This is a genomic window from Pseudazoarcus sp. NS34 (assembly GCF_059703725.1).
In genome coordinates, this window is record NZ_BAAKIZ010000003.1 from 534435 (window position 1) to 559458 (window position 25024).

The 25024-nt window shown below is 65.9% G+C and carries 24 protein-coding genes; 9 read left to right on the plus strand and 15 right to left on the minus strand.

What is annotated here, in order from left to right; translation table 11 throughout:
* Nucleotides 1-176: 176 nt before the first annotated feature.
* The 5 genes from dusB to hemF are packed head-to-tail and all read left to right on the plus strand — an operon-like array spanning nucleotide 177 to nucleotide 5286.
* Nucleotides 177-1199 carry a tRNA dihydrouridine synthase DusB gene (dusB, locus tag AC6H0N_RS12615; protein WP_497574462.1) on the plus strand — a complete coding sequence of 341 codons (1023 nt, stop codon included), beginning with the start codon at nucleotides 177-179 and terminating at the stop codon, nucleotides 1197-1199.
* Nucleotides 1196-1432, plus strand: coding sequence for a Fis family transcriptional regulator (locus AC6H0N_RS12620; protein WP_497574463.1), 237 nt, complete (start codon nucleotides 1196-1198; stop codon nucleotides 1430-1432). The genes dusB and AC6H0N_RS12620 overlap by 4 nt, the downstream gene beginning before the upstream one ends.
* A 48-nt stretch (nucleotides 1433-1480) precedes the next feature.
* Nucleotides 1481-3052 carry a bifunctional phosphoribosylaminoimidazolecarboxamide formyltransferase/IMP cyclohydrolase gene (gene purH, locus AC6H0N_RS12625; RefSeq protein ID WP_497574464.1) on the plus strand — a complete coding sequence of 524 codons (1572 nt, stop codon included), beginning with the start codon at nucleotides 1481-1483 and terminating at the stop codon, nucleotides 3050-3052.
* A 36-nt stretch (nucleotides 3053-3088) separates the two neighbouring features.
* A complete protein-coding gene (gene purD, locus AC6H0N_RS12630) occupies nucleotides 3089-4366 on the plus strand; it encodes a phosphoribosylamine--glycine ligase (protein WP_497574465.1) in 1278 nt (425 codons plus the stop codon).
* 11 nt (nucleotides 4367-4377) lie between these two features.
* The gene (gene hemF / locus AC6H0N_RS12635; RefSeq protein ID WP_497574466.1) at nucleotides 4378-5286 is read left to right on the plus strand and encodes an oxygen-dependent coproporphyrinogen oxidase; all 909 of its coding nucleotides are present in this window, start codon (nucleotides 4378-4380) and stop codon (nucleotides 5284-5286) included.
* A 52-nt stretch (nucleotides 5287-5338) separates the two neighbouring features.
* Here hemF and AC6H0N_RS12640 read toward each other — a convergent pair whose 3' ends face one another.
* The 4 genes from AC6H0N_RS12640 to hemC all read right to left on the minus strand — a co-directional run bounded on the left by AC6H0N_RS12640 (nucleotide 5339) and on the right by hemC (nucleotide 9539).
* Nucleotides 5339-6508 carry a heme biosynthesis HemY N-terminal domain-containing protein gene (locus AC6H0N_RS12640; RefSeq protein ID WP_497574467.1) on the minus strand — a complete coding sequence of 390 codons (1170 nt, stop codon included), beginning with the start codon at nucleotides 6506-6508 and terminating at the stop codon, nucleotides 5339-5341.
* Nucleotides 6509-6518: 10 nt separating this feature from the next.
* Nucleotides 6519-7733 carry a uroporphyrinogen-III C-methyltransferase gene (locus tag AC6H0N_RS12645; protein ID WP_497574468.1) on the minus strand — a complete coding sequence of 405 codons (1215 nt, stop codon included), beginning with the start codon at nucleotides 7731-7733 and terminating at the stop codon, nucleotides 6519-6521.
* A gap of 25 nt (nucleotides 7734-7758) precedes the next feature.
* A complete protein-coding gene (locus tag AC6H0N_RS12650) occupies nucleotides 7759-8529 on the minus strand; it encodes a uroporphyrinogen-III synthase (RefSeq protein ID WP_497574469.1) in 771 nt (256 codons plus the stop codon).
* Nucleotides 8530-8606: 77 nt separating this feature from the next.
* A complete protein-coding gene (gene hemC, locus AC6H0N_RS12655) occupies nucleotides 8607-9539 on the minus strand; it encodes a hydroxymethylbilane synthase (protein ID WP_497574470.1) in 933 nt (310 codons plus the stop codon).
* 133 nt (nucleotides 9540-9672) lie between these two features.
* Here hemC and AC6H0N_RS12660 point away from each other — a divergent pair, with 133 nt between their 5' ends.
* The gene (locus AC6H0N_RS12660) at nucleotides 9673-10167 is read left to right on the plus strand and encodes a thioredoxin fold domain-containing protein (protein ID WP_497574471.1); all 495 of its coding nucleotides are present in this window, start codon (nucleotides 9673-9675) and stop codon (nucleotides 10165-10167) included.
* Nucleotides 10168-10216: 49 nt separating this feature from the next.
* Nucleotides 10217-12970 carry a phosphoenolpyruvate carboxylase gene (gene ppc, locus AC6H0N_RS12665; RefSeq protein WP_497574472.1) on the plus strand — a complete coding sequence of 918 codons (2754 nt, stop codon included), beginning with the start codon at nucleotides 10217-10219 and terminating at the stop codon, nucleotides 12968-12970.
* Between the two features lie 75 nt (nucleotides 12971-13045).
* Here the strand turns inward: ppc and AC6H0N_RS12670 are convergent, their stop codons facing one another.
* Together AC6H0N_RS12670 and AC6H0N_RS12675 are read right to left on the minus strand one after the other, a co-directional pair.
* On the minus strand, nucleotides 13046-13789 hold the full coding sequence (locus AC6H0N_RS12670; RefSeq protein WP_497574473.1) for a LytR/AlgR family response regulator transcription factor: 744 nt from the start codon (nucleotides 13787-13789) through the stop codon (nucleotides 13046-13048).
* Entirely contained in the window at nucleotides 13749-14765 is a 1017-nt protein-coding gene (locus AC6H0N_RS12675) for a sensor histidine kinase (RefSeq protein ID WP_497574474.1), read from the minus strand. The genes AC6H0N_RS12670 and AC6H0N_RS12675 overlap by 41 nt, the downstream gene beginning before the upstream one ends.
* A gap of 97 nt (nucleotides 14766-14862) precedes the next feature.
* Between AC6H0N_RS12675 and argH the strand changes: the two genes are divergently transcribed.
* Nucleotides 14863-16281: an argininosuccinate lyase gene (gene argH / locus AC6H0N_RS12680; RefSeq protein WP_497574475.1), complete on the plus strand. Its 1419-nt coding sequence runs from the start codon at nucleotides 14863-14865 to the stop codon at nucleotides 16279-16281.
* Nucleotides 16282-16285: 4 nt separating this feature from the next.
* Nucleotides 16286-17194 carry a fructosamine kinase family protein gene (locus tag AC6H0N_RS12685; RefSeq protein WP_497574476.1) on the plus strand — a complete coding sequence of 303 codons (909 nt, stop codon included), beginning with the start codon at nucleotides 16286-16288 and terminating at the stop codon, nucleotides 17192-17194.
* A gap of 47 nt (nucleotides 17195-17241) precedes the next feature.
* On the opposite strand, the gene grxD is transcribed toward AC6H0N_RS12685, so the two are convergent.
* From grxD to AC6H0N_RS12730, 9 genes are all read right to left on the minus strand, one after another.
* Nucleotides 17242-17580 carry a Grx4 family monothiol glutaredoxin gene (gene grxD / locus AC6H0N_RS12690; RefSeq protein WP_497574477.1) on the minus strand — a complete coding sequence of 113 codons (339 nt, stop codon included), beginning with the start codon at nucleotides 17578-17580 and terminating at the stop codon, nucleotides 17242-17244.
* 132 nt (nucleotides 17581-17712) lie between these two features.
* A complete protein-coding gene (gene prmC / locus AC6H0N_RS12695; RefSeq protein WP_497574478.1) occupies nucleotides 17713-18570 on the minus strand; it encodes a peptide chain release factor N(5)-glutamine methyltransferase in 858 nt (285 codons plus the stop codon).
* 235 nt (nucleotides 18571-18805) lie between these two features.
* Nucleotides 18806-19876, minus strand: a complete 1071-nt coding sequence (prfA, locus tag AC6H0N_RS12700; protein ID WP_497574479.1) for a peptide chain release factor 1 — start codon at nucleotides 19874-19876, stop codon at nucleotides 18806-18808.
* Nucleotides 19877-19893: 17 nt separating this feature from the next.
* The gene (gene hemA / locus AC6H0N_RS12705; RefSeq protein WP_497574480.1) at nucleotides 19894-21147 is read right to left on the minus strand and encodes a glutamyl-tRNA reductase; all 1254 of its coding nucleotides are present in this window, start codon (nucleotides 21145-21147) and stop codon (nucleotides 19894-19896) included.
* A gap of 573 nt (nucleotides 21148-21720) precedes the next feature.
* A complete protein-coding gene (locus tag AC6H0N_RS12710; RefSeq protein WP_497574481.1) occupies nucleotides 21721-22293 on the minus strand; it encodes a hypothetical protein in 573 nt (190 codons plus the stop codon).
* 41 nt (nucleotides 22294-22334) lie between these two features.
* Nucleotides 22335-23063, minus strand: a complete 729-nt coding sequence (locus AC6H0N_RS12715) for an NAD-dependent epimerase/dehydratase family protein (RefSeq protein WP_497574482.1) — start codon at nucleotides 23061-23063, stop codon at nucleotides 22335-22337.
* 157 nt (nucleotides 23064-23220) lie between these two features.
* Entirely contained in the window at nucleotides 23221-23766 is a 546-nt protein-coding gene (locus AC6H0N_RS12720) for a D-glycero-alpha-D-manno-heptose-1,7-bisphosphate 7-phosphatase (protein ID WP_497574602.1), read from the minus strand.
* Nucleotides 23766-24458: a nucleotidyltransferase family protein gene (locus AC6H0N_RS12725; RefSeq protein ID WP_497574483.1), complete on the minus strand. Its 693-nt coding sequence runs from the start codon at nucleotides 24456-24458 to the stop codon at nucleotides 23766-23768. Before AC6H0N_RS12725 ends, AC6H0N_RS12720 begins: the two co-directional genes overlap by 1 nt.
* Nucleotides 24458-24988, minus strand: coding sequence for a D-sedoheptulose 7-phosphate isomerase (locus tag AC6H0N_RS12730; protein ID WP_497574484.1), 531 nt, complete (start codon nucleotides 24986-24988; stop codon nucleotides 24458-24460). Before AC6H0N_RS12730 ends, AC6H0N_RS12725 begins: the two co-directional genes overlap by 1 nt.
* Nucleotides 24989-25024 lie beyond the last annotated feature (36 nt).

Genomic DNA, 25024 nt, shown 5'->3' on the forward strand with positions numbered 1-25024 from the left:
AAGCGCTTGCGACGTTCGTTGGGCACCGCGCCGTCGCTCGAGCTGAGGCGCCCAACGCCAAACGCGCGCCGCCCGGCGTTGTTTATGTGAGCCAGACACCTACTCGGTCGGCCACGCAGGCCGGTCGCTGCGGTAGAATGACGCCCTTCCCGCCCCCACCCGGAATTTCGTCGCCCATGCAGTTCGCCGGCTTCAATTTGCGCAACAACCTGTTCGTGGCACCGATGGCCGGCGTGACCGATCGTCCGTTCCGCCAGTTGTGCAAGAAGCTGGGCGCTGGCGTTGCGGTTTCCGAGATGGTCACGTCCAACTCGCTGCTGTACGGCAGCGCCAAGACCCAGCGCCGCGCCAACCATGACGGCGAGGTCGACCCGATCTCGGTGCAGATCGCCGGCGCCGACCCGTCGATGATGGCTCAGGCCGCAAAGTACAACGCCGATCGCGGTGCGCAGATCATCGACATCAACATGGGTTGCCCGGCCAAGAAGGTGTGCAACGTGATGGCCGGCTCGGCGCTGATGCAGGACGAGCCGCTGGTCGCACGCATTCTCGAAGCCGTGGTGTCGGCCGTGCCCGACACACCCGTCACGCTCAAATTCCGTACCGGCTGGAACCGCGAGAACAAGAACGCCCCGCTCATCGCGCGCATCGCCGAAGAATCGGGCATCCGCGCCATCGCCATCCATGGCCGCACGCGCGCAGACCAGTACACCGGCGACGCCGAGTACGACACCATTGCGCTGGTCAAATCGCAGGTGAAGATTCCGGTGATCGCCAATGGCGACATCACCACGCCCGAAAAAGCCCGCTTCGTGCTCGAGTACACCAAAGCCGACGGCGTCATGATCGGCCGCGCAGCGCAGGGCCGGCCGTGGATCTTCCGCGAGATCGAGCACTTCCTGGCCACCGGCGAAATCTTGCCGCCGCCGCTCGTCACCGAAATCCACACGGTCTGCCGCGAGCACCTTGCCGACCTCTACGGTTTTTATGGCGAGGAAACCGGACTGAAAGTCGCCCGCAAGCACATCTCCTGGTACACCAAGGGGTTGGCCGGCTCGGCAGCCTTCCGCAAGATGATGAACACGCTGGGCGACATCGACAGCCAGACGGCAGCCGTAGACGAGTTCTTCGGCCTGCTCGCCGAGCACGACACCCGACTGCACTACGAAGAAGACCCCTTGCAGGAGCTCGCCGCATGAGTCGCGAGAATGACATCGGAGAATGCGTGCGTCGCACGCTCGACCAGTATTTCCGCGACCTCGATGGCGAACAGCCGTCGGCGATCTACGACATGGTGATCCAGCATGTCGAACGCCCGATGCTGGCCTGTGTCATGGAACGCGCCGGCGGCAACCAGTCGGTGGCCGCGCGAATGCTCGGCATCAATCGCAATACCCTGCGCCGCAAGCTGTCCGAACACGGCCTGCTGTGACCCCGCGCGCCCGCCGGGCGCGCCTTTTCCGCTGCATCAATCGAATCCATGAAAGTCACCCAAGCCCTACTGAGCGTCTCCGACAAGCGCGGCGTTCTTGATCTCGCCCGCGCGCTCGACGCGCTCGGCGTCGCCCTGCTGTCCACTGGCGGCACCGCCGCGCTGCTGCGCGAAGCCGGCCTGCCGGTTACCGACGTATCCGAGCACACCGGCTTCCCCGAGATGCTCGACGGACGCGTGAAGACGCTGCACCCAAAAGTGCACGGCGGCATCCTCGCGCGCCGCGACCTGCCCGAACACATGGACACCATCGCTGCGCACAGCATCACGCGCATCGACCTCGTCGTGGTGAACCTCTATCCCTTCGAGCAGACCATCGCCAAAGAGGGCTGTACGCTGGAAGACGCCATCGAGAACATCGACATCGGCGGCCCGGCCATGGTGCGTGCGGCGGCCAAGAACCACGGTGACGCCACCGCCGGCGTCGGCATCGTGACCGACCCGGACGACTATGCGGCCGTCGTCGAAGAGCTCAAGAGCAGCGGCGGCGCGTTGTCGTACAAGACCCGCTTCGCGCTGGCCGCCAAAGCCTACACGCACACCGCGCGCTACGACTCGGCCATCTCCAACTTCCTGACCTCGCTGGCCGAAGACGGCAGCCGGGCGGCTTTTCCCGAGCGTTTCCAGATCGCCTTCGACAAAGTGCAGGACCTGCGCTACGGCGAGAACCCGCACCAGAGCGCGGCCTTCTACCGCGAGCCGCATGCGCCGGAAGGCAGCATCTCGCGCTACACGCAACTACAGGGCAAGGAACTGTCGTACAACAACATCGCCGACGCCGATGCGGCGTGGGAATGCGTCAAGGCCTTCGATACCGCTGCCTGCGTCATCATCAAACACGCCAATCCGTGTGGTGTGGCGCTCGGTGCCAACGCTGCGGACGCCTACGCCAAGGCCTTCCAGACCGACCCGACCTCGGCCTTCGGCGGCATCATCGCCTTCAACTGCGAGGTCGACCGCGTCACCGCCGAAGCCGTCTCCAAGCAGTTCATGGAAGTGCTGATCGCGCCCGCCTTTGCGCCGGACGCGCTGGCCCTGCTGACCGAGAAGAAAAACGTGCGCGTGCTGCAATGTCCGCTCGGCAAGACCGGCGGCGCGCTCGACTTCAAACGCGTCGGCGGCGGTCTGCTGGTGCAGAGCGCGGACGACGCGCACATCCAGATCGGCGACCTCAAGGTCGTCACGCAGCGCGCACCGACCCCGACCGAGCTGGCCGATCTGCTGTTTGCGCAGCGTGTGGCCAAGTATGTGAAATCCAACGCGATCGTGTATTGCCGTGACGGTATGACGGTGGGCGTCGGCGCCGGCCAGATGAGCCGCGTCGATTCCGCCCGCATCGCGTCGATCAAGGCCGAGAACGCCGGCCTCGACATCCGCGGTTCAGTCGTTGCCTCGGACGCGTTCTTCCCGTTCCGCGACGGACTCGACGTGCTCGCCAACGCCGGCGCCACGGCGGTCATCCAGCCGGGCGGTTCGATGCGTGACGCCGAAGTCATCGCGGCTGCCGACGAGCACGGCGTAGCCATGGTGTTCACCGGCTTCCGTCATTTCCGCCACTGAGCGCCCTGCAACCCCACAACGACTGAATCCCTCAACATGAAAGTTCTCGTCATCGGCTCCGGCGGCCGCGAACACGCTCTGGCCTGGAAACTCGTGCAGTCCGGCAAGGTCACCCGCGTCCTCGTCGCGCCCGGCAATGCAGGCACCGCGCTCGAACCTCAGGTGGATAACGTCAATGTCACGAAAATCCCCGATCTGATCGAGCTCGCGCGCAAGCAAGAGGTGGTCTACACCGTGGTCGGCCCCGAAGCACCGCTCGCCGAGGGCGTGGTCGATGCCTTCCGTGAAGCCGGCCTGCCGATCTTCGGCCCGGTAAAAGCTGCCGCCCAGCTCGAATCGTCCAAGGACTTCGCCAAGCGCTTCATGGTGCGCCACGGCATTCCGACCTCGAAATACGAGACCTTCTCCGACGCCGCCGAGGCCCATGCCTATGTCGAGCGCGAAGGTGCGCCCATCGTCATCAAGGCCGATGGCCTGGCTGCCGGCAAGGGCGTGGTCGTGGCCATGACGCTCGACGAAGCGCATGCCGCCATCGACATGATGCTGCTCGACAACAAAATGGGCGATGCGGGGGCACGCGTGGTCATCGAAGAGTTCATGCGCGGCGAAGAAGCCAGCTTCATCGTCATGGCCGACGGCACCAACGCGCTGGCGCTGGCCACCAGTCAGGACCACAAGCGCCTCAAGGACAACGACGAAGGCCCCAACACCGGCGGCATGGGGGCCTACTCGCCGGCCCCGGTGGTAACGCCCGAAGTACACGCCCGCGTCATGCGCGAGATCATCTATCCGGTGCTCGCCGGCATGAAGGCTGAAGGCACGCCCTACACCGGCTTCCTGTACGCCGGCCTGATGATCGACGATGAAGGCCGTCCGCGCGTAGTCGAATTCAACTGCCGCATGGGCGACCCCGAGACGCAGCCGATCATGATGCGGCTCAAAAGCGACCTCACCGACCTCATCGAAGCCGCGCTCGAAGGCAAGCTCGACCTGATCGAAGCCGACTGGGACCGCCGCTTCGCACTCGGCGTGGTGATGGCTGCCAAGGGCTACCCCGAGAAACCGCGCAAGGGCGACATCATCACCGGCCTGCCCGCCACCTCCACCGACGACGCTCATGTCTTCCACGCCGGTACGGTGATGAAGGGCGACGATGTCGTCACCTCCGGTGGCCGCGTGCTGTGCGTCACCGTGCTGGGCGAGAGCGTACGCACCGCACAGGCCAAGGCTTACGCTGTTGCCGATGCGATCCGCTTTGACGGTGCCCAGTACCGTCGCGACATCGGCTTCCGCGCGCTGGCGCGCAAGAGCTGAGCCAGCGCCGCATGGATATCCACGCGATCAAAACCTACCTCACGGGGCTTCAGCAAAGCATCGTCACGCAGCTGGAAGCCTTCGACGGCACGCCTTTTCGCGCCGACGGCTGGGATCGTCCCGGCGGCGGGGGCGGGCTGACCCGGGTCATCGAGGAAGGGCATTTCTTCGAGCGCGGCGGAGTGAACTTCTCGCACGTCACCGGCGAGTCCATGCCCGGCTCGGCCACCGCCCACAGGCCGGAGCTGGCCGGACGCGGTTTCGAGGCCATGGGCGTGTCGCTGGTGCTGCACCCGCGCAACCCCTACTGCCCCACCGTACACATGAACGTGCGCTGCTTTGTTGCCAGCGCTCCGGGCAAGCCGCCGGTGTGGTGGTTCGGCGGCGGCATGGACCTGACGCCGTATTACGCGGCCGAAGAGGACGTGCGCCATTTCCACGCCACCTGCCGCGACGCCGTATTGCCCTTCGGTGGTGCAGCCGAGTACACCCGGCTCAAGCAGTGGTGCGATCGCTACTTCCACCTGAAACACCGCGACGAGCCGCGCGGCGTCGGCGGCTTGTTCTTCGACGATCTGGGTGCCGACGGCAACACGCCGTTCGAGCAGGCCTTCGGCCTAACGCGCTCGGTCGGCGACGCCTTCCTCGAAGCCTATCTGCCGATCATCGAACGTCGCTGCGCCACGCCGTATGGCGAACGCGAACGCGACTTCCAGGCCTACCGGCGCGGTCGTTACGTGGAGTTCAACCTGGTCTTCGACCGCGGCACGCTGTTCGGCCTGCAGTCGGGCGGGCGCACCGAATCCATCCTGATGTCGCTGCCGCCGATCGTGAAGTGGCGCTATGACTGGACGCCCGAACCCGGTTCAGCCGAAGCCGAGCTGTACGACAAATACCTCAAGCCCCAGGACTGGGCATGAACAAAGAAAAAGCCGCACTCGAAAGTGCGGCTTTTTGCTGGCTGAGGCGACCTCAGACTGCGCGCAGTTTCGCCGCGAGCCGGTACTGCTCAGCCGCATCATCAGGGCGTTCGAGCTTCTCGAACAGCCCGGCCAACGTGATGTGCACATCCGCGCGCGGCTCACGCGCCAGGGATTCTTCCAGATAGCTCTGCGCCTTGCCCCAGATCTGCGCGGCGACACACTGACGTCCCAGCGAGGCCAGCAGGCCAGCATCATCCGGGTGTGCGACCAGCCACTTCTCTGCGCGTGCGAGGCCGTCGCGCGCGTCATGGCCCTGCGCACACAAGTGGTACAGGCGCACGAGTTCCGAATCCCACTTTTCATCAAGCAGACGCTCGACTGCACGTCGCGCCAGGGCACCCTGGCCGGTCTGCGCCAACAAGGGCAGCACCGCCGCCAGCATGGCCGGATCGGCCAGATCTTCCTTGGGCAGGTCGCGCCAGCAAGCCGCGACCTCGATGTCATTGCCGGCACATGCCCGCATGGCCTCCAGGCGCGCAGCGCGCAGCAGGCTGCGCGCTTCTTCGGCCGGCATGGCGCGATCAGCCTGCAGCTTATGCACGGCCTCTGCCACCTCAGCCCACCTGCCCTGGCGGCGCGCCAACTCAAGCTCCAACCGGCGCGAGGCAACACTGCGGTGGCCGCTGTCGCGCAACGCATCGAGGGCCTTCTGCGCCGTGTCGAGCGATCCCCGCTCCAGCGCGAAGCCGGCCTCGGCCAGCAGGCGCGGGACACGGCCGTCATAACGCTCGGCCTTGTCCAGCCATTCGGTGCAGCGCTTGGCGTCGTTCAAACCATGCGCCGCGCGAGCACCAAGCAGCGCGATCTCATACGAACGATCGACCGATTCAGCCGCCTTGACGTGAGTGAGCGCATCCGACATGCGCCCTTCTGCCAAGGCGCGCAGCGCGTTGTGCAGCGCCGTTGACGCCTTGTTCTCACGGCGACGGGCGCGGTAGTGGGCGACACGGCCGGGCAGGCCGAGCGTCTTGCGCAACACACGAATCAGCGCGTAGGACAGCACGAAGGACAGCAAGGCCACGACGATGACGAGGTTCAACGAAACCTGCGCACGCCACGGCGGCGAGACGATCAGCACATAGCCTTCGTTGGCACCGGCCATCATGGCCACGCCAGCAGCCACGGCGAAGATCGCGAGAATCCAGATCAATGCACGCATGCGCGGCCCCTTAGCGTGCTTCGCCGGCAGGCGCAGCCGCCGGCGCGGCTACCGGCTCGGCGCCGCTGCGGCCACGCACCATGCCAAGCGCGGCAAAGGTATCGGTCAGGGTCGGTGCGTCAGCGTTCATGTCGATCGCAGCCAGTTGTTCAAGCTCGCCGAGCACCCGCTGCACGTGGACATCGCCGGTATCGAAATAGCGCTCCAGCCACTCGCGCGCCATGGTCAGGTCAGTGCCGTAAGTGCGCACGTCGCTGGCCAGCAAGGCCAGCCGCGCGGTGAGCAGGCGGATCTTGACGTTCTCGCGCAGATAAACGCCTTGCGACGGCGCCAGCAGAGCCGGATCGGCGCGGTCCATGCGCTCCAGCCGGATCATGCCGCGCACCTCGTTCCAGGCATCGGAACTGAGCGCATGCAGGAAGCCGAGCGCCTTGTTCCACCAGCGCGGGTCACCCTCGCCCGGCGCCACCTCGGGCAAGTCGTCCATGGCCGGCGCCCTGTCGATGGGCTCGACGGCATAGGCCAGCGGCAGCCGGTCGATGTGGCTGAAGAGCAGTTCAAGGCGCAGCGATACGCCGCTGACGTCGATCTGCGGATGCGATTTGACGGCGTCGATGTCCTTCATCAGCGCACGACGCAGATCATGCAGATGACCCAGCTCCGGCGCGGCCAGGCGCGCTTCGGCGCTCTGCAGCGCGATCAGCGCGGATTCGTAATTGCCGGCCAGCCGCAGTTGCTGTGCGGCGATGGTGACGGCCTGCGCAACTTCGGCCAGCACGCGGTCGGTGCGGGTGCGCGAGAATTCCTGATACAGCGATTCAAGCGCAGCGGCCTGACCTTCGGTGGCGGCCACCTTGGATTCGAGGGCGCCGAAGCGGCCCTGCAGCGTGGCGATGGATTCCTGCGCCTGACGCGACAGCGCGCGAATCTCGGTGGCGCGCGAATCGGCCTCTGCCAGGCGCTGCGCAACCTCGCCGCGCAGATCGCCGGCGCCCTTGCGCAACTCATAGACTTGCCAGCCGATCACACCGACGCCGATCAGCGCCAGCACCGACAGGCTCAGCGCGAGCTTGCCGGATTTGCGTGGAGCATCGGGGGTCGCTGCAGGGGGCTTGCCCTGATCGCCGCCGGAAGGCGGCGCAGCGACGCCGGCCGCGTCGTCTGCGCGGGCTTCTTCGCTGGCATTCGGAGGGGGCTGAGTGAGCGCGGGAGTCTGTTTGTCCATGGCCGGAAGTTTAACCGAGACTGGTTCAAAGTGAGCCGCCGGCACCGGCGGCGGAGCGTGGCGCGAGACGGCGCTCGAGCCCGGACACGATACCGGCATCGCCCGCATCGGTCTCGACGACGCAGTGAAAGCCGGCCTCCAGAGCGCGCCCGGCAATGCGCGGATGCGGCGCAAACACCGCCACCTCGCACATTGCCCGAACTCCGTCGGATCCGAGCATTGTCTGCAGATTACGCACACCTTCGCTGCTTGTCAGCACGATGGCATCCAGCCCACCGGTTTGTGCAGCGGCGATCAGTTCGCGACTGTCGGTGTCGGGGCAATAGCGGCGGTAGGCGGTGACGTATTCGATGTCGGCGCCACGTTCGCTCAGTACCTTCCCAAGCAGGTCGCGCCCACCATCGCCACGAAACACCACGAGCTTGCGCCCGCGCACCGCGCTCGCCGAAAACTCGGGCAGTGCCAGTACGGCCTCGCTGTCGAAACCAGCGATCGGGGCGATCACATGGGCGAAACCCATGCGGCGAAGTGCACGCTCGCTGCCGCCACCCACCGTCGCAACGTCCAGGCCGCTTGGCCATTCGCGCCGATCAAGAATGTAGCCAAGCGCAAAATCGACGGCATTGGGGCTGACGAAAAAGGCCAGGTCGAAATCGTCCAGACGCGCCGTGACATCGGCCAAAGGCGCTTCATCCGCCGCCGGTGCAATGCCCAGCACCGGAAAGCGCACAGCCTGCCCGCCGCGCGCCTCGATCGCCTCGCACAGCGCCTCGGCCTGCCCCGCAGGGCGCGTCACGACAATCCTTCTGCCCGCCAGCGTGTGCTGCACCTGAATCTCTCCCTGCGCCAGATCCGCCTGCCGGCGGCGCGCTCTCAGTCGAGTGCGGCGAGGATTTCTTCGGCGCCCTGGGCGCGCAGTTCCTCGGCCAACGCCAGGCCAATCTCCTCGGCCTGCTCTGGGAATCCTTCGCGCTCGGCGCTGACCATCCGCGAGCCGTCCGGCATCGCAACAAAGCCGCGCACCCACAGCTTGCCGTCGCGCAGCAGGGCATAGGCGCCCAGCGGCACTTCGCAACTGCCGGCCAGCGCCCGCGAAACGGCACGCTCGGCGGTTACGCGGGCGGCGGTTTCGGCATCGTGCAAAGGCTGCAGACATTTCAACAGGTCGGAGCGGTCGGCGCGGCATTCGATGCCCAGCGCGCCCTGCCCGACGGCCGGCAGCGACTGCTCGGCCGGCAGCACCGAGCGCACACGCTCGTCCATGCCAAGACGGCGCAGACCGGCTTCGGCCAGGATGATGGCGTCGTACTGACCTTCATCGAGCTTGCGCAGGCGCGTGTCGAGGTTGCCGCGCAGGCTGCTCACCGACAGATACGGGAAACGCGCGCAGATCTGCGCCTGACGACGCAGCGACGAGGTGCCGACCACCGCGCCCGGCGGCATGTCGTCGAGACTGTCGTAGCGGTTGGAAACGAAGGCGTCGAGCGCGGCGCCGCGATCCGTGATGCAGGCCAGCGCAAAGCCGGGTTCGATCGACATCGGCACGTCTTTCATTGAATGCACGGCGATATCGGCACGTCCATCGAGCAGCGCGGTCTCAAGCTCCTTGATGAACAACCCCTTGCCGCCGACCTTGGCCAGCGGACGATCGAGAATCTGGTCACCACGCGTCGTCATGCCGAGCAGTTCGACGGTGCAGGCGGGATACAATTGCTGCAGTCGCACACGCACATGTTCTGCCTGCCACAGGGCCAGACGGCTTTCTCGGGTGGCGATGATGATGCGCTCGGGCGTGCTCGGATTCATGGATCGTGGCTACTCTGGACGGCGGGGCAGAAAACCCCGGAAAACGATGATCGAAAGTTATTTCGCTGTGACCGCAAGACATGCCGCGGCCTTCGTGACGGCGCTCATTCTAGCATGGGCCCCCGCACCGCCCGTGGCCTCAGCCGGCGCGTTGCCGAGCGCCACCGACCTGGCTGCGGCGGGTCGCGCGATGTCGCTCGACGGCCTGCCGCTGGTGGTTCTTTACAGTCAGGACAACTGCAGCTGGTGCGATCGCGCACGCAGCCAGCTGGTGCCGCTATCGCATCAGCCGGACGTCGGCGCGCGCTTCGCGCAGATCGACATCGATCAAGCCACACCGCTGGTGGATTTCGCCGGCCTCGGCACCACCCATGGCCGCTTTGCGCGGGACGAAGCCATACGCTTCACGCCAATGCTGGTAATCTATGGGCCCTCCGGCCAGCGGCTGACGGAGCCTATCGTGGGCATGGGCGCCATCGATTTTTATGCCGAACAGGTTCAGCGGGCGATTGCCCAGGCGCGCGCCCGGCTGAACGCAGGACGGGCTCAAGCGGCCGATGTTGCACCGCTGCATGGTCTGCCCGGACGACTGGCTTCCCTGAATCGCAGTGCAGACGCTCGCCTCTGACGGCGCAGCCCGGCACGCCCAAAAACGACAACACGCAGGAAACCCCTCCATGACCACTCAGGACAAGGACGCGCCGCTGCGCGACGACATCCGGATGCTCGGCCGCCTGCTCGGCGACACCATCCGCGAGCAGCAGGGTGAGGCCACCTTCGAGCTGATCGAACGGATCCGCCAGACCTCGGTGCGCTTCCGCCGCGACGAAGACCATTCCGCCAAGCGCGAGCTCGAAGAACTGCTCGACGCGCTGGCCCGCGAACAGACCATTCAGGTCGTGCGCGGCTTCAGCTACTTCTCGCACCTGGCCAACATCGCCGAAGACCAGCACCACATCCGCCGCAGTCGCTACCACCTGCGCATGCACTCGGCGCCGCGCCGGGGCACGCTGCCGCGGGCGATGGACGACGCGCTCGAGCGCGGCATCACGCCCGGCGAACTGGCTGGCTTCTTCGATTCCGCCATGATCTCGCCGGTGCTCACTGCGCACCCCACCGAGGTCCAGCGCCGCAGCATCCTCAACTCGCAGATGCGCATCGCCCGTCAGCTCGACGACCGCGACCGCATCGAGATGACGCCCGATGAAGTGGTGCTGTCGGAAGAGGAAATGCGCCGCGCCGTGCTCACGCTGTGGCAGACGCGCATGCTGCGTCCGGTGCGTCCGTCGGTGGTCGACGAAGTGTCGATGGGCCTGTCCTACTTCGACATCACCTTCCTGCGCCAGCTGCCCAAGCTCTACGCCACCATCGAAGAACATCTGGCTGAACGCGACCCGGCGCTGAGCAACACCGAGTTGCCGGCCTTCATGAAGATCGGCAGCTGGATCGGCGGCGACCGCGACGGCAACCCCTTCGTCACCGCCGACGTGCTGCAGAGCACGCTGTCGCTGCAGGCCGAAACCGCGCTCGACTACTACCTCGACGAAATCCAGACGCTGGGCAGCCGTTTGTCGCTGGCTGAAGGCCTGGTGAATGTGTCGGACGCCGTGCGCGAACTCGCCGCCAAGTCGCGCGACGCCTCGCGCCAGCGCACCGACGAGCCCTACCGCCGCGCCATGATCGGCATCTACGAGCGTCTGGCCGGCACCTTCCAGGCCCTGCTCGGCAAGCCGACGCCGCGCAAGGTGTTGATGGAGGGCGAGCCCTACGCCACGCCGGCCGAGTTCCTCGAAGATCTCGACACCATCCACCGCTCGCTGGTCGCCAATGGCTCGGCCACGCTGGCCCGCGGCAAGCTGCGCCTGCTGCGCCGCGCGGTGAAGATCTTCGGCTTCCACCTGGCACCGGTCGATCTGCGCCAGAACTCCGACGTGCATGAACGCGTGGTCGCCGAACTGCTGGCCACCGCCGGCGTCGAGGCCGATTACCTCGCGCTCGACGAAGACGCCCGCATCGCGCTGCTGATCGAAGAGATCGAGACGCCGCGTCCGCTGCTGTCGCCGCACGTGAAGTATTCCGAGCAGAGCGAATCGGAGATGGCGATCTTCCGCGCCGCCCGCGCCGTCCACGAGCGTTTCGGCACGGCTGCCATCACCAACTTCATCATCTCCAAGACCGACAGCGTCTCCGACCTGCTCGAGCTGGCGCTGCTGCTCAAGGAAGCCGGCATCCTGCGTCCGCACGAAGGCGCGCTCGACGGCAACATCATTCCGCTGTTCGAGACCATCGAAGATCTGGCCAACGCGCCGCGCATCATGGACGCGCTGTTCTCGATGCCGCAGTACATGAAGCTGCTGGCCGGCGCGCGCAACCGCACCCAGGAAGTCATGCTGGGCTACTCCGACAGCAACAAGGACGGCGGCTTCCTGACCTCGGGCTGGTCGCTGTACAAGGGCGAGATCGGTCTGGTCGAAGTGTTCGCCCGGCACGACGTGCGCCTGCGCCTGTTCCATGGCCGCGGCGGCTCTGTCGGCCGCGGCGGCGGCCCGAGCTACCAGGCCATCCTGGCGCAGCCGGGTGGCGCCGTGCAGGGGCAGATCCGCCTGACCGAGCAGGGCGAAGTCATCGCCGCCAAGTACGACAACCCCGAAGTCGGCTTCCGCAACCTCGAAGTCATCGTCGCGGCTACGCTGGAAGCCACGCTGCTGTCCGGCAACGCACCGGCGCCGCGCGCCGAGTTCCTCGACACCATGCAGACGCTGTCCGACAACGCCTTCTCGGCGTATCGCGGTCTGGTGTACGAGACCGACGGTTTCGAGAAGTACTTCTGGGAATCCACCGTGATCTCGGAAATTTCCGAGCTCAACATCGGTTCGCGCCCGGCCTCGCGCAAGAAGGGTCAGCGCATCGAAGACCTGCGCGCCATTCCGTGGGTATTCAGCTGGTCGCAGTGCCGCCTGATGCTGCCGGGCTGGTACGGCTTCGGCACGGCCGCGCGCAAGTTCGTCGAGGCTCACCCCGAAGACGGCCTGGAGCGCCTGCGCCAGATGAACCGCGAGTGGTCGTTCTTTGCCTCGCTGCTGTCGAACATGGACATGGTGCTGGCCAAAACCGATCTGGCCATCGCCTCGCGCTACGCCGGACTGGTCAAGGACGTGGAGCTACGCGACGCCATCTTCGGCCGCATCCAGGCCGAATGGCACGAGACCGTGAACATGCTGCTGGCCATCACCGAGCAGGAAGAACTGCTCGACGGCAACCCGCTGCTCAAGCGCTCGATCCGCAACCGCTTCCCGTATCTCGACCCGCTCAACCACGTGCAGATCGAGATGCTGCGTCGCCACCGCGAAAACCCCGAAGACGAGCGCATCCGGCTGGGCATCCACCTGTCGATCAACGGCGTCGCAGCGGGCCTTCGCAACAGCGGCTGATCCGCTGCGCGCGCCACACAAAAAGGGCGTCCCTTACGCGGGGACGCCCTTTTTTTCGCTCCAACGCAGCATGCGCTACAGCTTCAAGGCCTGTTTGACCGCCGGCCATTGCCGGCGGCTCACCGGCAGGCGTTCGCTGCTGCCGCGCACGACGATGTCCCAGTGCGCTTCGCCAGCATCCTCGCCGGCGCGCTCCACGCCGGCCACCGCATCGCGCGCCACCAGGCAGTTGCGGTGCACGCGCAGGAAGCGCAGCGGGAATTCCTCTTCGATGTGCACCAGCGATTCGTCCAGCACGTACTCGCGCTCGAGCGTGATGGCGGTGACGTATTTCAGTTCGGCCCTCAGCACCAGTACGTCGGCCACCGGCAGCAGCAGGATGCGCCCGCGCTCGGTCACGCTGAAATGCTGGCGCGGCGCTCCGGTGTTCTTGTCGAGCAGCATGCGCACGCGCGCCAGCGACTCGGCCAGCCGCTCGGCACGCACCGGCTTCACCAGATAATCCGTGGCGGCCAACTCAAAGGCTTCCACAGCATAGTCGTCGTAGGCGGTGGTGAAGATCACGCAAGGCGGATGCGCCAAACGGGCCGCCTGACGTGCGAATTCCACGCCATCCATGGCCGGCATGCGCACGTCGGCCAACACCACATCAACCGCCTGCACGTCGAGCAGACGCAGGGCTTCGATGCCGTTGGCGGCTACACCGACAATCTCGTTGGGCTGCTCGGCCGCGATGTCGCCGAGCAGATCGCGCAGCCGGCTGCGCGCCGGCGCTTCGTCATCCGCGATCAACACCCGCAACGGTGTCTTGGCCTGCATGGGGACTCCTCCGGAAAGGCAAGCGAATGGTGACACGGTAACGCCCACCTTCGCTTGCACTGTCGAGCCGCGCTTCGAGATCGAAGAACAGCAGCAAACGCTCACGGATGTTATCGAGCGCGATGCGGTTGCCGGCATGCGGCAGCGCACTCGGCGGCACCGGGTTGTCGACCTCGATGAGCAGTTCGGCACCGCTGCGCACCACGCGCACGCAGACTTCGCCCGGCTCGGCCATCGGCTCAATGCCATGGTAGATGGCGTTCTCGAGCAGCGGCTGCACCATCAGCGGCGGCACCCGCACGCGCTCGGTACCGGCTTCAATATCCCAGTGCACGGTCAGCCGCTCGCCCAGGCGCAGCGACTCGATGTCGAGATAACGCCGGCACAGCGCGATTTCGTCGCCCAGCGCTACCAGTTCGCGGTTCTCGCGCATCAGCACGCGGAACAACTCGGCCAACTCTTCCAGCGCACGCTCGGCACGGCGCGGGTCGGAACGGATCACGCCGAGTACGCCGTTGAGTGCGTTGAACAGGAAGTGCGGTCGGATTCGCGAAGTCAGCGCCATCAAGCGCGCCTCGACCACCGAAGGCGTCAGGCGGCGCGCGAGATGTTCGAAATAGCTCAGCACCGCCCACGCCGTTCCAAGCGCCCACAACACCCAGCGCCAGGAGTGTTCATCGGGCGCAGCCAGCAGCGGGAAAATGCCCAGCGCCGCCAGTGCCGACGCCACCAGCACGACGCCCGCACCGACCCGATAAGGCAGGCGAGCGAGCAGAGGCGACGCGAAGAACAGCAGCAGTACGACGACGAACAGCGGCAATTGCACGCGTCCGAGCATCAGCAGGAAGGTCTCGCCAAGACGCCGCAGATCGGGCTCGCCGACCAGCGCGGTCACCAGGGCCAGCACATTGACCAGCAGCAGCACGCGCAACACCACACCGAGGTTGCGGAAGTCGGGCAGGTGGCGGCGCGGCAAGGGCCTGCCCGGCTTTTGCTTTATACTTTGCACGCTTTTTGCCCCCCGCCGTCCAGCGCCGATCGGTCGGCGCCCCAACCCGCAAGCCGCGTCCATTATGACAGACACTTCCGCACAAGCCCCCAAGGCCTGGTCCGGCCGTTTTTCCGAACCCGTATCCGATCTGGTCAAGCGTTACACCGCTTCGGTTTTCTTCGACCAGCGCATGGCCGCCCAGGACATCCGCGGTTCGCTCGCGCACGCGAAGATGCTGGCACGCCAGGGCATCATCGCCGAATCCGACCGGGCCGACATCGAACGCGGCCTGACGCAGATCGCGGGCGAGATCGAGCGCGGTGAATTCGCGTGGAACCTCGACGACGAAGACGTGCATCTGAACATCGAGAAGCGCCTTACCGCGCTCGTCGGCGACGCTGGCAAGCGCCTGCACACCGGCCGCAGCCGCAACGACCAGGTCGCTACCGACATCCGCCTGTGGCTGCGCGACGCGATCGACAACATCCTTGGTCTGATCAGCGACTTCCAGCACAACCTGCTCGACGTGGCCGAAGCCCACGCCGACACGGCCCTGCCCGGCTTCACGCACCTGCAGGTCGCGCAACCCGTGACTTTTGGCCACCACCTGATGGCCTATCACGAGATGCTGCGCCGCGACGCCGAGCGCTTTGCCGACTGCCGCCGCCGCACCAACCGCCTGCCGCTGGGCAGCGCCGCGCTGGCCGGCACCAGCTATCCGATCGACCGCGAATTCGTCGCACGCGAGCTGGGCTTTGACGAGGTGTGCTTCAACTCGCTCGACGCGGTGAGCGACCGCGACTTCGCGATTGAATTCTGCGCCGCTTCCGCGCTGCTGATGACGCATTTGTCGCGCCTGTCCGAAGAGCTGATCGTGTGGATGAGCCCGCGCGTGGGCTTCATCGATCTGGCCGACCGCTTCTGCACCGGCAGCTCGATCATGCCGCAGAAAAAGAACCCCGACGTGCCCGAGCTGGTGCGCGGCAAGACCGGCCGCACCAACGGCAACCTGATCGCGCTGCTGACCCTGATGAAAGGCCAGCCGCTGGCCTACAACAAGGACAATCAGGAAGACAAGGAGCCGCTGTTCGACACCGCCGACACGGTGATCGACACGCTGCGCATCTACGCCGACATGGTCACTGGCATCCGCGTGAAGCCCGAAGCCATGAAGAGCGCGCTGACCCAGGGCTTTGCCACCGCCACCGATCTGGCCGACTACCTGGTCAAGAAGGGCCTGCCCTTCCGCGACGCACACGAAGCCGTGGCGCTGGCCGTGCGGGCGGCCGAAATCAAGGGCTGCGACCTGCCCGATTGCACGCTCGACGAGCTGCGCATTGCCATGGCCCATGTACCGGGCGCGGTCGAGCGCATCGGCGAGGACGTGTTCGCGGTGCTCACCGTCGAGGGCTCGCTGGCCTCGCGCAATCACATCGGTGGCACCGCGCCGGAACAGGTGCGCAAGGCAATTGCCGCCGCCCGCGCCCGTCTCAAGGCCTGATGTCATGAACGCGCTCGGCACGCTCACGCGCATCGAGCGCGCAATCCGCGAAGCCAACGGCAACGCCTTTCGCATCACCGATTCGCGCGCCATCTCGGGCGGCGACACCCACCGCGCGCTGAGCGTCTCCGGCGGCGGCGTGCGCTACTTCGTCAAGCACGGCCCCGCAGACACCCGCGAGATGTTCGAAGCCGAAACCGACGGCCTGGCCGCACTGGCCGAGACCGGCGCGGTGCGCGTGCCGGCCGTCATCGCACTCGGCTCGGACGACGACGGCGCCTGCCTGGTCCTCGAACACCTCGAACTGACGCCGCTTGGCTCAGCCGAAGACGGCACCCGCTTCGGCGAAGCGCTGGCCGAGCTGCATCAGCACACCGGGGAGTGCTTCGGCTGGTCGCGCGACAACTTCATCGGCCGCAGTCCGCAGGACAACACGCAGAGCGAAAACTGGGCGCTGTTCTTCGGTCAGCAGCGCCTCGCGCCGCAACTTGCACGCGCCAAGGAAAACGGCTTCGACGGCGAGTTGCAACGCCATGGCAGGCGCCTGATCGACCGCCTGGCTGCGATGTTCCTCGACTACCGCCCGCAGCCCAGCCTGCTGCACGGCGACCTGTGGCACGGCAACGCGGCCATGACCGCCGACGGCCAGCCAGCACTGTTCGACCCGGCCGTGTATCGCGGCGACCGCGAATCCGATCTGGCCATGGCCGAACTCTTCGGCGGTTTTCCGCCCGCCTTCTATTCAGCCTACCGCCACGCATGGCCGCTCAACGACGGCTTTGAAACGCGCAAGCCGCTGTATGCGCTGTACCACGTACTCAACCACCTCAACCTGTTCGGCCGCAGCTACCTGCGCGAGGCCGAGCGCCTGGTCACCAAGCTCGACTTCGAGCTCGGCACCCGCAGCGAATGAAAAAGGCCGCTCCGAAGAGCGGCCTTTTTTAGCCTGCACGCGGCCGATCAGGCCTGCGGCGCAGCACCTTCGGGATCGGCGGCGGCCAGCATCGGCTGCAACTCACCGGTCTCGAACAGTTCCTTGACGATGTCACAGCCACCGACGAATTCGCCGTTGATGTACAGCTGCGGGATGGTCGGCCAGTTCGAGAATTCCTTGACGCCCTGACGCAGATCTTCGCTCTCCAGCACGTTGAAGGCCGCAACCTTGGTCAGGCCGGACTGCTTGAGAATCTGGATCACGGTGGACGAAAAACCGCACTGCGGAAACTGCGGCGTGCCCTTCATGAAGAGCACCACCGAATGGGTGTTGATCTGTTCGCGAATGAATTCCTGCATGTCCATGTGTGGCTTCCCGACGGGCAAATGCCAGAGTTAATTGGTCGGATATTCTATGAATCACGCTGCACTGCGTCAAGCCGTGCGGCTCGCCCCCATCCGCAGCGCACCCGATACAGTGCGCCCACCGCTGTGCATTTACTTGCCCGCCACGCCGCCGCGGCCGAGCCACTGCCCGCCCGACACGCGCTCGATGCCGCTCAGATCGCGCCATGAGGCAATGCCGGCAAAGCCGGCATCCGCCAGCAAACCGCGCACGCGATGAGCCTGGTCGTAGCCGTGCTCGATGAAGATCCAGCCACCCGACTCCAGGTGATACGGCGCATGCGCAACGATGCCGGCAATGTCATCCAGCCCCTCGGGGCCGGACACCAGCGCGGTCTGCGGCTCGAAGCGCACGTCGCCCTCGCCCAGATGCGGATCGGCCGAGGCCACATACGGCGGGTTGGCCACGATGAGGTCGAAGCGGTCGCCTTCCAGCGCTGAAAACCAGTCGGACACCACGAAGGACACCGACACGCGCAGCCGCGCGGCATTGGCCATGGCCACCAGCAAGGCTTCACGCGAGCGGTCCACCGCGGTCACGTCAGGCTCGGGCAATTCCTTGGCAATCGCCACTGCCAACGCGCCGCTGCCGGTGCCCAGGTCGAGCACCCGCGCCTTGGGGCGGCCGCTGAAATGGGCAATCGCCAGTTCCACCACCAACTCGGTTTCATGGCGCGGAATCAGCACCGCCGGCGTGACGATCAGGCTGTAGCCGAAGAATTCACGCTCGCCGGTGAGATAGGCAATCGGCTCGCCCGAGGCACGGCGCGTAACGACGTGGCGGAATTCTTCCCACTCTGCGTCCTGCAGCGGCGCTTCCGGGTGCGCCACCAGCCGTGCAGCCGTACAGCCCAGTACGCGACGCAACAGAATGCGCGCCTCGGCAGGCTCGATGTGCTCGCGCGCCCAACCGAGGGCGCCGGATACGTCGGGAGTGGTGGCGTCGATCATCCTGGAAACCGTGGTTGGGCGAGTTCGAGTGTGCGTCGGGCGCGTTGTCTGGCAAGGCGCGACGAGGCCGCATGGTCACTCCCTGCAACGAGGAGCAACGCAGCCAGGCGGCGCGCCAGACGTGCAATCGGACGTGTAGCGTACCCACCGCTCAGGTGAGCTTCTTTAAAAAAAATCACTTCAGCACCCAGCAGCTTCCCGGGGAAATGCGAGCGATCAACTGCGGTTTCCAGGATCATGTTTCCCCCGCCAGTTCGGCCAGTTGGTCGGCCTGGTATTCGAGTGTGAGTGCGTCGACCAGTTCGTCCAAATCGCCCTCCATGACCGCGTCGAGGCGGTACAGCGTGAGGTTGATGCGGTGGTCGGTTACGCGGCCCTGCGGAAAATTATAGGTGCGGATGCGCTCCGAGCGGTCGCCGCTGCCCACCAGGCTCTTACGCGTGGCGGCCTCGGCCGACTGGCGCGCACGCACTTGCTGGTCGTGAATGCGCGCCGCCAGCACGCTCATGGCTTGGGCCTTGTTGCGGTGCTGCGAGCGGTCGTCCTGGCATTCGACGACGATGCCGGTCGGGATGTGCGTGATGCGCACGGCCGAGTCCGTCTTGTTGATGTGCTGGCCGCCGGCACCGGAGGCGCGATAGGTGTCGATGCGCAGATCGGCCGGGTTGATGGCGACTTCGGCCAGCTCATCGGCCTCGGGCATCACTGCCACGGTGCAGGCCGAGGTATGGATGCGGCCCTGCGTTTCGGTGGCCGGCACACGCTGCACACGGTGGCCGCCGGACTCGAACTTGAGCCGGGCGTACGCGCCCTGCCCGACCACGCGCACGATGACTTCCTTGTAGCCGCCCAGATCGGATTCGCTGGCCGACACGATCTCCACCTTCCAGCGCAGGCGCTCGGCGTAGCGCGAATACATGCGCAGCAGGTCGCCGGCGAACAGCGCGGCCTCGTCCCCACCCGTGCCCGCGCGGATTTCGAGAAACAAGTTGCGGCCATCGTCCGGATCGCGCGGCAGCAGCGCGTGCTGCAGATCGGCTTCCAGCGCCTCGATGCGCGCCTCACCCGCCGTGATCTCGCTCTCGGCCAGTTCGCGCATTTCGGGGTCGCCCAGCATCTCGCGGGCGCCGGCGGTTTCGCGTTCGGTCTGCACGTAGTCGTGATACAGCGTCACCACTGGCTCGATCTCGGCGCGCTCGCGGCCCAGATCGCGGATGGATTCGACGTCGCCCGAAGACAGCTCGCGGTCGAGCTCTTCCAGCCGGGCGGCGAGGTGTTCGAGTTTGTCGCGGATGCTTTGCTTCATCGGGCTGGGGTTTGCGCTCAGTCCTGGTTGTCGAGATTGAAGATGCTGCGCACGACGCGGCTAGCGTCGGCCTGCTGCTCACCGTCGGCGCGGTTGATGTAATGCACCGGCGCGTGCAGCAGCTTCCGTGCGAGCCCGCGCGAGAGCATGTCGAGCACCGCCTCGGGGTCTTCGCCACGCGCCAGCGCACGGCGGGCACGTTCGAGTTCGGCTGCGCGCAGGGCCTCGGCGTGGCCGTGCAGCGCGCGGATGGTCGGCACTGCCTCGCGCCCCTGCACCCAGTGCAGGAACCCATCCACACGCTGATCGATGATGCCTTCGGCCTCGACCACCGCCTGCTGACGCGATTCCAGCCCCGCATGGACGATCTGCGAGAGGTCGTCGACGGTGTACAGGAACACGTCGTCGAGTTTGGCGATCTCCGGTTCGATGTCGCGCGGCACGGCCAGATCCACCATCACCATCGGCTTGTGGCGACGCGCCTTGATTGCACGCTCGACCATGCCCAAGCCCACGATGGGCAGGGGCGCGGCGGTACAGGACACCACGATGTCGAACTGCGGCAGCGCATCGGCAATGGCGTCGAGCCGCATCACCTCTGCGCCAAAGCGCCCGGCCAGCACCTGCGCGCGCGCCTCGGTGCGGTTGGCCACGGCCATCTGCGCCGGCTTGGCCGCCGCAAAGTGCGCCGCACACAACTCCACCATCTCGCCCGCGCCGATGAACAGCACGCGCTGCTGCGCCAGCGTGTCGAAAATACGCTCGGAGAGCCGCACCGAAGCCGCCGCCATCGACACCACATTGGCACCGATAGCCGTGGTCGAGCGCACTTCCTTGGCGACCGCGAAGGTGTTCTGGAACAGCTTGTGCAGCAAGGTGCCAAGCGTGCCGGCCTCTTCGGCACAGCGCGCGGCCTCCTTCACCTGACCGAGAATCTGCGGCTCGCCCAGCACCATCGAATCCAGCCCCGAGGCCACACGGAACATGTGGCGCACCGCATCGCGCTGCGGGTAGGCATACAGGTAAGGCGACACCTCAGCCAGCGGCAACTGGTGAAAACCCGCCAGCCAGTCAGCCGCCACCTGCGGCTGCTCGGCCGCGAAATACAGCTCGGTGCGATTACAGGTCGACAGGATCGCCGCTTCGCGCACCGGCCCCGCGTGCGTCAGATCGTGCAGCGCGTCGCCCAGCAGGTCAGGCCGAAACGCCACGCGTTCGCGGATGGCGAGCGGCGCGGTGAGGTGATTCAGGCCGAGGGCATAGAGTTGCATGCGGAAGACGGGGCGGAGAGACGGCGCATTATATCACCCCCCATGCCCGCAAATGCCGCATGAAATCAGGCATTCCGGGCATCTGCGCACACTTGCTGCACGCCCCTGTGGAGGGCGGGAGATCGCCCGCACATGCTGACGCTGGGGCCGGGGGCCTTCACGTGTAACCCATCCCCCTCCCGGCCTCCCCCTTGAAGGGGGAGGAGCGATTCATCGGGGACGTCAGACGCCTGGGGCATCCCGCACCCCGCACCCCGCACCCCGCATCCCGCATCCCGCATCCCGCATCCCGCATCCCGCATCCCGCATCCCGCATCCCGCATCCCGCATCCCGCATCCCGCATCCCGCATCCCGCACCCGCCGCAATTCCCGGCATCCCTCCCTTCAAGGGGGCGCCGCAAGGGTTCCGGCCCGCTTGCGCGGGACTCGTTCAGGGACACGCTCGCTGCCTGCGGAGCCGAGACTATCGGCCACGAGGGCGATAGATCTCGCCAGCCGCAAATCGAAAATCCGCGGACATAAAAAAACCGCGGCATGTCTCCATGCCGCGGTTTCTTCAGAACAGCGCCGGATTACTTCGTGCCGGCGGCTGCCTTGGACGTCTCGCTCGGGATCACGTCCTTGCTGACCAGATCCGAACGCAGCTTGTAGGCCACCGACTTGGCGTCGTAGGCAATGGTTTCGGCTTCTTTGGCCGCGGCCAGCGCGCCGTCGCTCGACGCCTTGGCATCCGCTGCGGCCGATTCGCTCATGGCGCGCGAAACTGCCGCGTCCTGTGCCGAAGCCTGGCTCACCTGATCGGCATTCAGCGCCACTGCTGCGGCCTGCTGCGACTGCTTGGTGGCCACGGCGGCCGCATCGCTTGCGCTCTTGGCAGCCTGAGCATTGGCCGTCGTCGCCGCCTTCAGCTCCTCGACGTCGGCGCGCAGGCGCTCCATGTCCTGGGTCGATGCGCAACCAGCCGCAAACACGATGGCGACCACGGGCAGTGCAAGTCTCACAAATTTCATGACAAATCCCCTTTCAAAAAAACTTCTCGATTCAGCCGAATGCAATGTGTCCGGCATAAACAGGCTCAGCAACAATTTACCGGCCCGAGCCCGGAGACCAAGGTCAAGCGCGCCTTGCAGGCCGATCCCAGCCATGTGGCATCGTAGTACGAAGGCGAGACGGGTGAAAGGGCTTGTTACAACACGGGCGGCGAAACATCGTCCGCCGAGAGTTTGAAAGGGCGCGGCGAGAAGCCCAGATCGCGCTCGGCATCACCGTGGTCGAAGACCAGATCGCGGTTCATGCGCAGGGCCATTTCCATGCTGAGGTGCCGGTAGCGCGGCAGAGATCGCATCAGCGGCACGGCGACCCGCATGAGCCCGGCCGGTACCGTGATAACGCGCGGCCTGCGCCCCAGCGCCTCGAACACGCGCTCGACCATCTCGCGGTAACTCAAGGTCTCGCCACCCGACAGGTTGTAGGCGGGCCCCGCAGTCGGGGCCCGCAAAGCAGCCACGCAAGCTCCTGCGACATCATCTGCGTGAACCGGCTGGCGCAAGCCGGCCGCCGCGCCCAACACCGGAAAGACCCCGAACCGGCGAATGAAGCGCGCGATATCCGCGACATTGCGATCGGCACCGAAGCCGTAGATCAAGGTCGGCCGCAGAATCACGCATTCGATATTGCGCTCCGCAAGCCAGCTCGCCACCCGCTCCTCGGCATTCGCGAGGCTGGCGGCCACCGCCATCTCTTTGCTGTCACTCGAAGCGGCCTTGGTGAAGCGGCTTGTCGAAGACAGCGCGACGACTCGGCGCGCACCGCTGGCCGCCATCAGCGGCAAATGGTCGGCAACCGTCCAGATCGGGGAAACGCAAATCCACCAAGGCAATTCGCCATCCGGCTCAGTTGGCAATTTGCGCCACACCTGCCCGTCTTCAGCGCTCGGGGGGCTTCGGGAAAATGCCAGCGAAGCAGCCCCGTCGGCAGACAAGCACGCAAGCACGCGCTGCCCGACAAAACTCGATGCGCCAAGTACGCCGACCTTTGTCACTACTCCACCTCCCGCATCACAACAGCGCCCTTCATCTGCGCGATGCGTGGAGTTCGAGTGCAAGCGCGGCCTCGAACAGGCTCCCTACCCGCCGGCATTCAGCGGGGGCCTCCCCGTCGGTCAGCAGCCAACGCGTGCCCACGCCTGCACTTTGAGCGGCCTCGATGTCGGTGAGGCTGTCGCCCAACATGATTGAACCTGACAGGTCCAGCCCAAGCTCGCGCTCGGCATCGAGGAACATGCCGGGGCCAGGTTTGCGATGCGCGCTTTCACGCCGGTAGGCACCGATTCCGTGTTCAGGGTGAAACGGGCAGAAGTACACCCGGTCGATGTGGGCGCCGTGCGCCGCAAACTGCTGGCCGACCCACATCATCAGCGCGAGAAAGTCTTGCTCGGAGTAGTAGCCCCGTCCGATGCCGGCCTGATTGGTGACGATCACGACCTTGTAGGCCAGTTCGTTGGCCCTTTTCACCAGCTCGAAAATACCCGGAACGAATTCAAAATCATCCACGCGATGAACATAGGCGTGGTCCACATTAACCACGCCATCGCGATCCAGAAACAAGGCCGGCTGCATCACGCCACATACCCGGCAAGACAGGTCTGAGCACGCAGATAGTCTTCCGGCACGCCGATATCGATGAACATCCCGCGGCTGACAAATACGTCAAACCTGCCTTCGGCCGTTGCCGGCTCTAGGTAGTCGCGCTCGAGCGAAAAGGCCTGACCGGGCGCGAACGCGTCGAGTTGCCCGCGCGCCAGTACGTAGCACCCGGCGTTGATCACTGCCGGGCCGGCAACGCCCTTTTCAGCGAAACCAGCGGCACGATCACCCTCGACCAGCACACGACCGTAACGCGAAGCGTCTGGCACCTCGCACCCCACGATCAGGGGGCGCTTGCTGCGCTGCCAGACGGACTCCACGGCAGCTGCCTCCAGGGCCAGAAATGTGTCGCCATTGAACACGAAGGTGTGGTCCGTACGCAGCCGCTCCATGGCCAATCGAACGCCGCCGCCGGTGCCCAGAGGCACGTCCTCGACTACGTAGTCCAGCTCCATGCCGGCAAAGCGCTCTCCGAAGTGCGAAGTCACACTCTCCGCCATGTGGCCCAGCGACAGGACAACCCGCGAAAACCCCTTGCCCGCCAGCGAGCCCAGCAGAATTTCAAGGAACGGGCGCCCTGCCACTGGCGCCATCGGCTTTGGCACATCCGCAACCACTGCCCGCAGACGCGTACCGAAGCCCCCCGCGAGAACGATCGCCTCCATCAGGCCGGCGCCACGAACAAAGTGCTCTCCACCAGCCCGCACAGGATATGGCCAAGCACTGCATGCCCCTCCTGAATCCGCGGCGTGTCGGCGCTGGGCACATCAAGGTAATGATCGGCGAGATCGCGCATCGGCCCACCGCGATTACCCGTCATCGCGATACACACCAACCCCATCGACTTGGCTTCGGCCATGGCCGCGAGTACGTTCGGCGACTTGCCCGAGGTGGAGTAGGCAATGAAGACATCGCCGGGCTGACCATGCGCCTGGACCTGGCGTGTGAACAACCGCTCGTAACCGTAATCGTTGCCGATTGCGGTCAGGATCGAAGAATCGGTGGTCAGCGCGATCGCTGGCAGGCCAGGCCGATCAAAGGCAAAGCGGCTCACGAATTCGGCAGCGATATGCTGCGCATCCGCCGCGCTGCCACCATTGCCCGCCAGCAGGATCTTGTTGCCCGCTTTCATGCAGTCAATGCAGGTCTGCGCCGCCGCCTCAACACGGGCCAACAGCGCCTCGTCGGCCAGCATGGACGCCATCACCTGCCGCGCACCTTCAATCTGGGA

Excerpts from the sequence above, each read along its gene's own strand:
- dusB (WP_497574462.1), top strand. The coding sequence starts at position 177 with ATGCAGTTCGCCGGCTTCAATTTGCGCAACAACCTGTTCGTGGCACCG.
- AC6H0N_RS12620 (WP_497574463.1), top strand. The coding sequence starts at position 1,196 with ATGAGTCGCGAGAATGACATCGGAGAATGCGTGCGTCGCACGCTCGAC.
- purH (WP_497574464.1), top strand. The coding sequence starts at position 1,481 with ATGAAAGTCACCCAAGCCCTACTGAGCGTCTCCGACAAGCGCGGCGTT.
- purD (WP_497574465.1), top strand. The coding sequence starts at position 3,089 with ATGAAAGTTCTCGTCATCGGCTCCGGCGGCCGCGAACACGCTCTGGCC.
- hemF (WP_497574466.1), top strand. The coding sequence starts at position 4,378 with ATGGATATCCACGCGATCAAAACCTACCTCACGGGGCTTCAGCAAAGC.
- AC6H0N_RS12640 (WP_497574467.1), bottom strand. The coding sequence starts at position 6,508 with ATGCGTGCATTGATCTGGATTCTCGCGATCTTCGCCGTGGCTGCTGGC.
- AC6H0N_RS12645 (WP_497574468.1), bottom strand. The coding sequence starts at position 7,733 with ATGGACAAACAGACTCCCGCGCTCACTCAGCCCCCTCCGAATGCCAGC.
- hemC (WP_497574470.1), bottom strand. The coding sequence starts at position 9,539 with ATGAATCCGAGCACGCCCGAGCGCATCATCATCGCCACCCGAGAAAGC.
- ppc (WP_497574472.1), top strand. The coding sequence starts at position 10,217 with ATGACCACTCAGGACAAGGACGCGCCGCTGCGCGACGACATCCGGATG.
- AC6H0N_RS12670 (WP_497574473.1), bottom strand. The coding sequence starts at position 13,789 with ATGCAGGCCAAGACACCGTTGCGGGTGTTGATCGCGGATGACGAAGCG.
- argH (WP_497574475.1), top strand. The coding sequence starts at position 14,863 with ATGACAGACACTTCCGCACAAGCCCCCAAGGCCTGGTCCGGCCGTTTT.
- AC6H0N_RS12685 (WP_497574476.1), top strand. The coding sequence starts at position 16,286 with ATGAACGCGCTCGGCACGCTCACGCGCATCGAGCGCGCAATCCGCGAA.
- grxD (WP_497574477.1), bottom strand. The coding sequence starts at position 17,580 with ATGGACATGCAGGAATTCATTCGCGAACAGATCAACACCCATTCGGTG.
- prmC (WP_497574478.1), bottom strand. The coding sequence starts at position 18,570 with ATGATCGACGCCACCACTCCCGACGTATCCGGCGCCCTCGGTTGGGCG.
- prfA (WP_497574479.1), bottom strand. The coding sequence starts at position 19,876 with ATGAAGCAAAGCATCCGCGACAAACTCGAACACCTCGCCGCCCGGCTG.
- hemA (WP_497574480.1), bottom strand. The coding sequence starts at position 21,147 with ATGCAACTCTATGCCCTCGGCCTGAATCACCTCACCGCGCCGCTCGCC.
- AC6H0N_RS12710 (WP_497574481.1), bottom strand. The coding sequence starts at position 22,293 with ATGGCTGGGATCGGCCTGCAAGGCGCGCTTGACCTTGGTCTCCGGGCT.
- AC6H0N_RS12720 (WP_497574602.1), bottom strand. The coding sequence starts at position 23,766 with ATGCAGCCGGCCTTGTTTCTGGATCGCGATGGCGTGGTTAATGTGGAC.
- AC6H0N_RS12725 (WP_497574483.1), bottom strand. The coding sequence starts at position 24,458 with ATGGAGGCGATCGTTCTCGCGGGGGGCTTCGGTACGCGTCTGCGGGCA.
- AC6H0N_RS12730 (WP_497574484.1), bottom strand. The coding sequence starts at position 24,988 with ATGCTGGCCGACGAGGCGCTGTTGGCCCGTGTTGAGGCGGCGGCGCAG.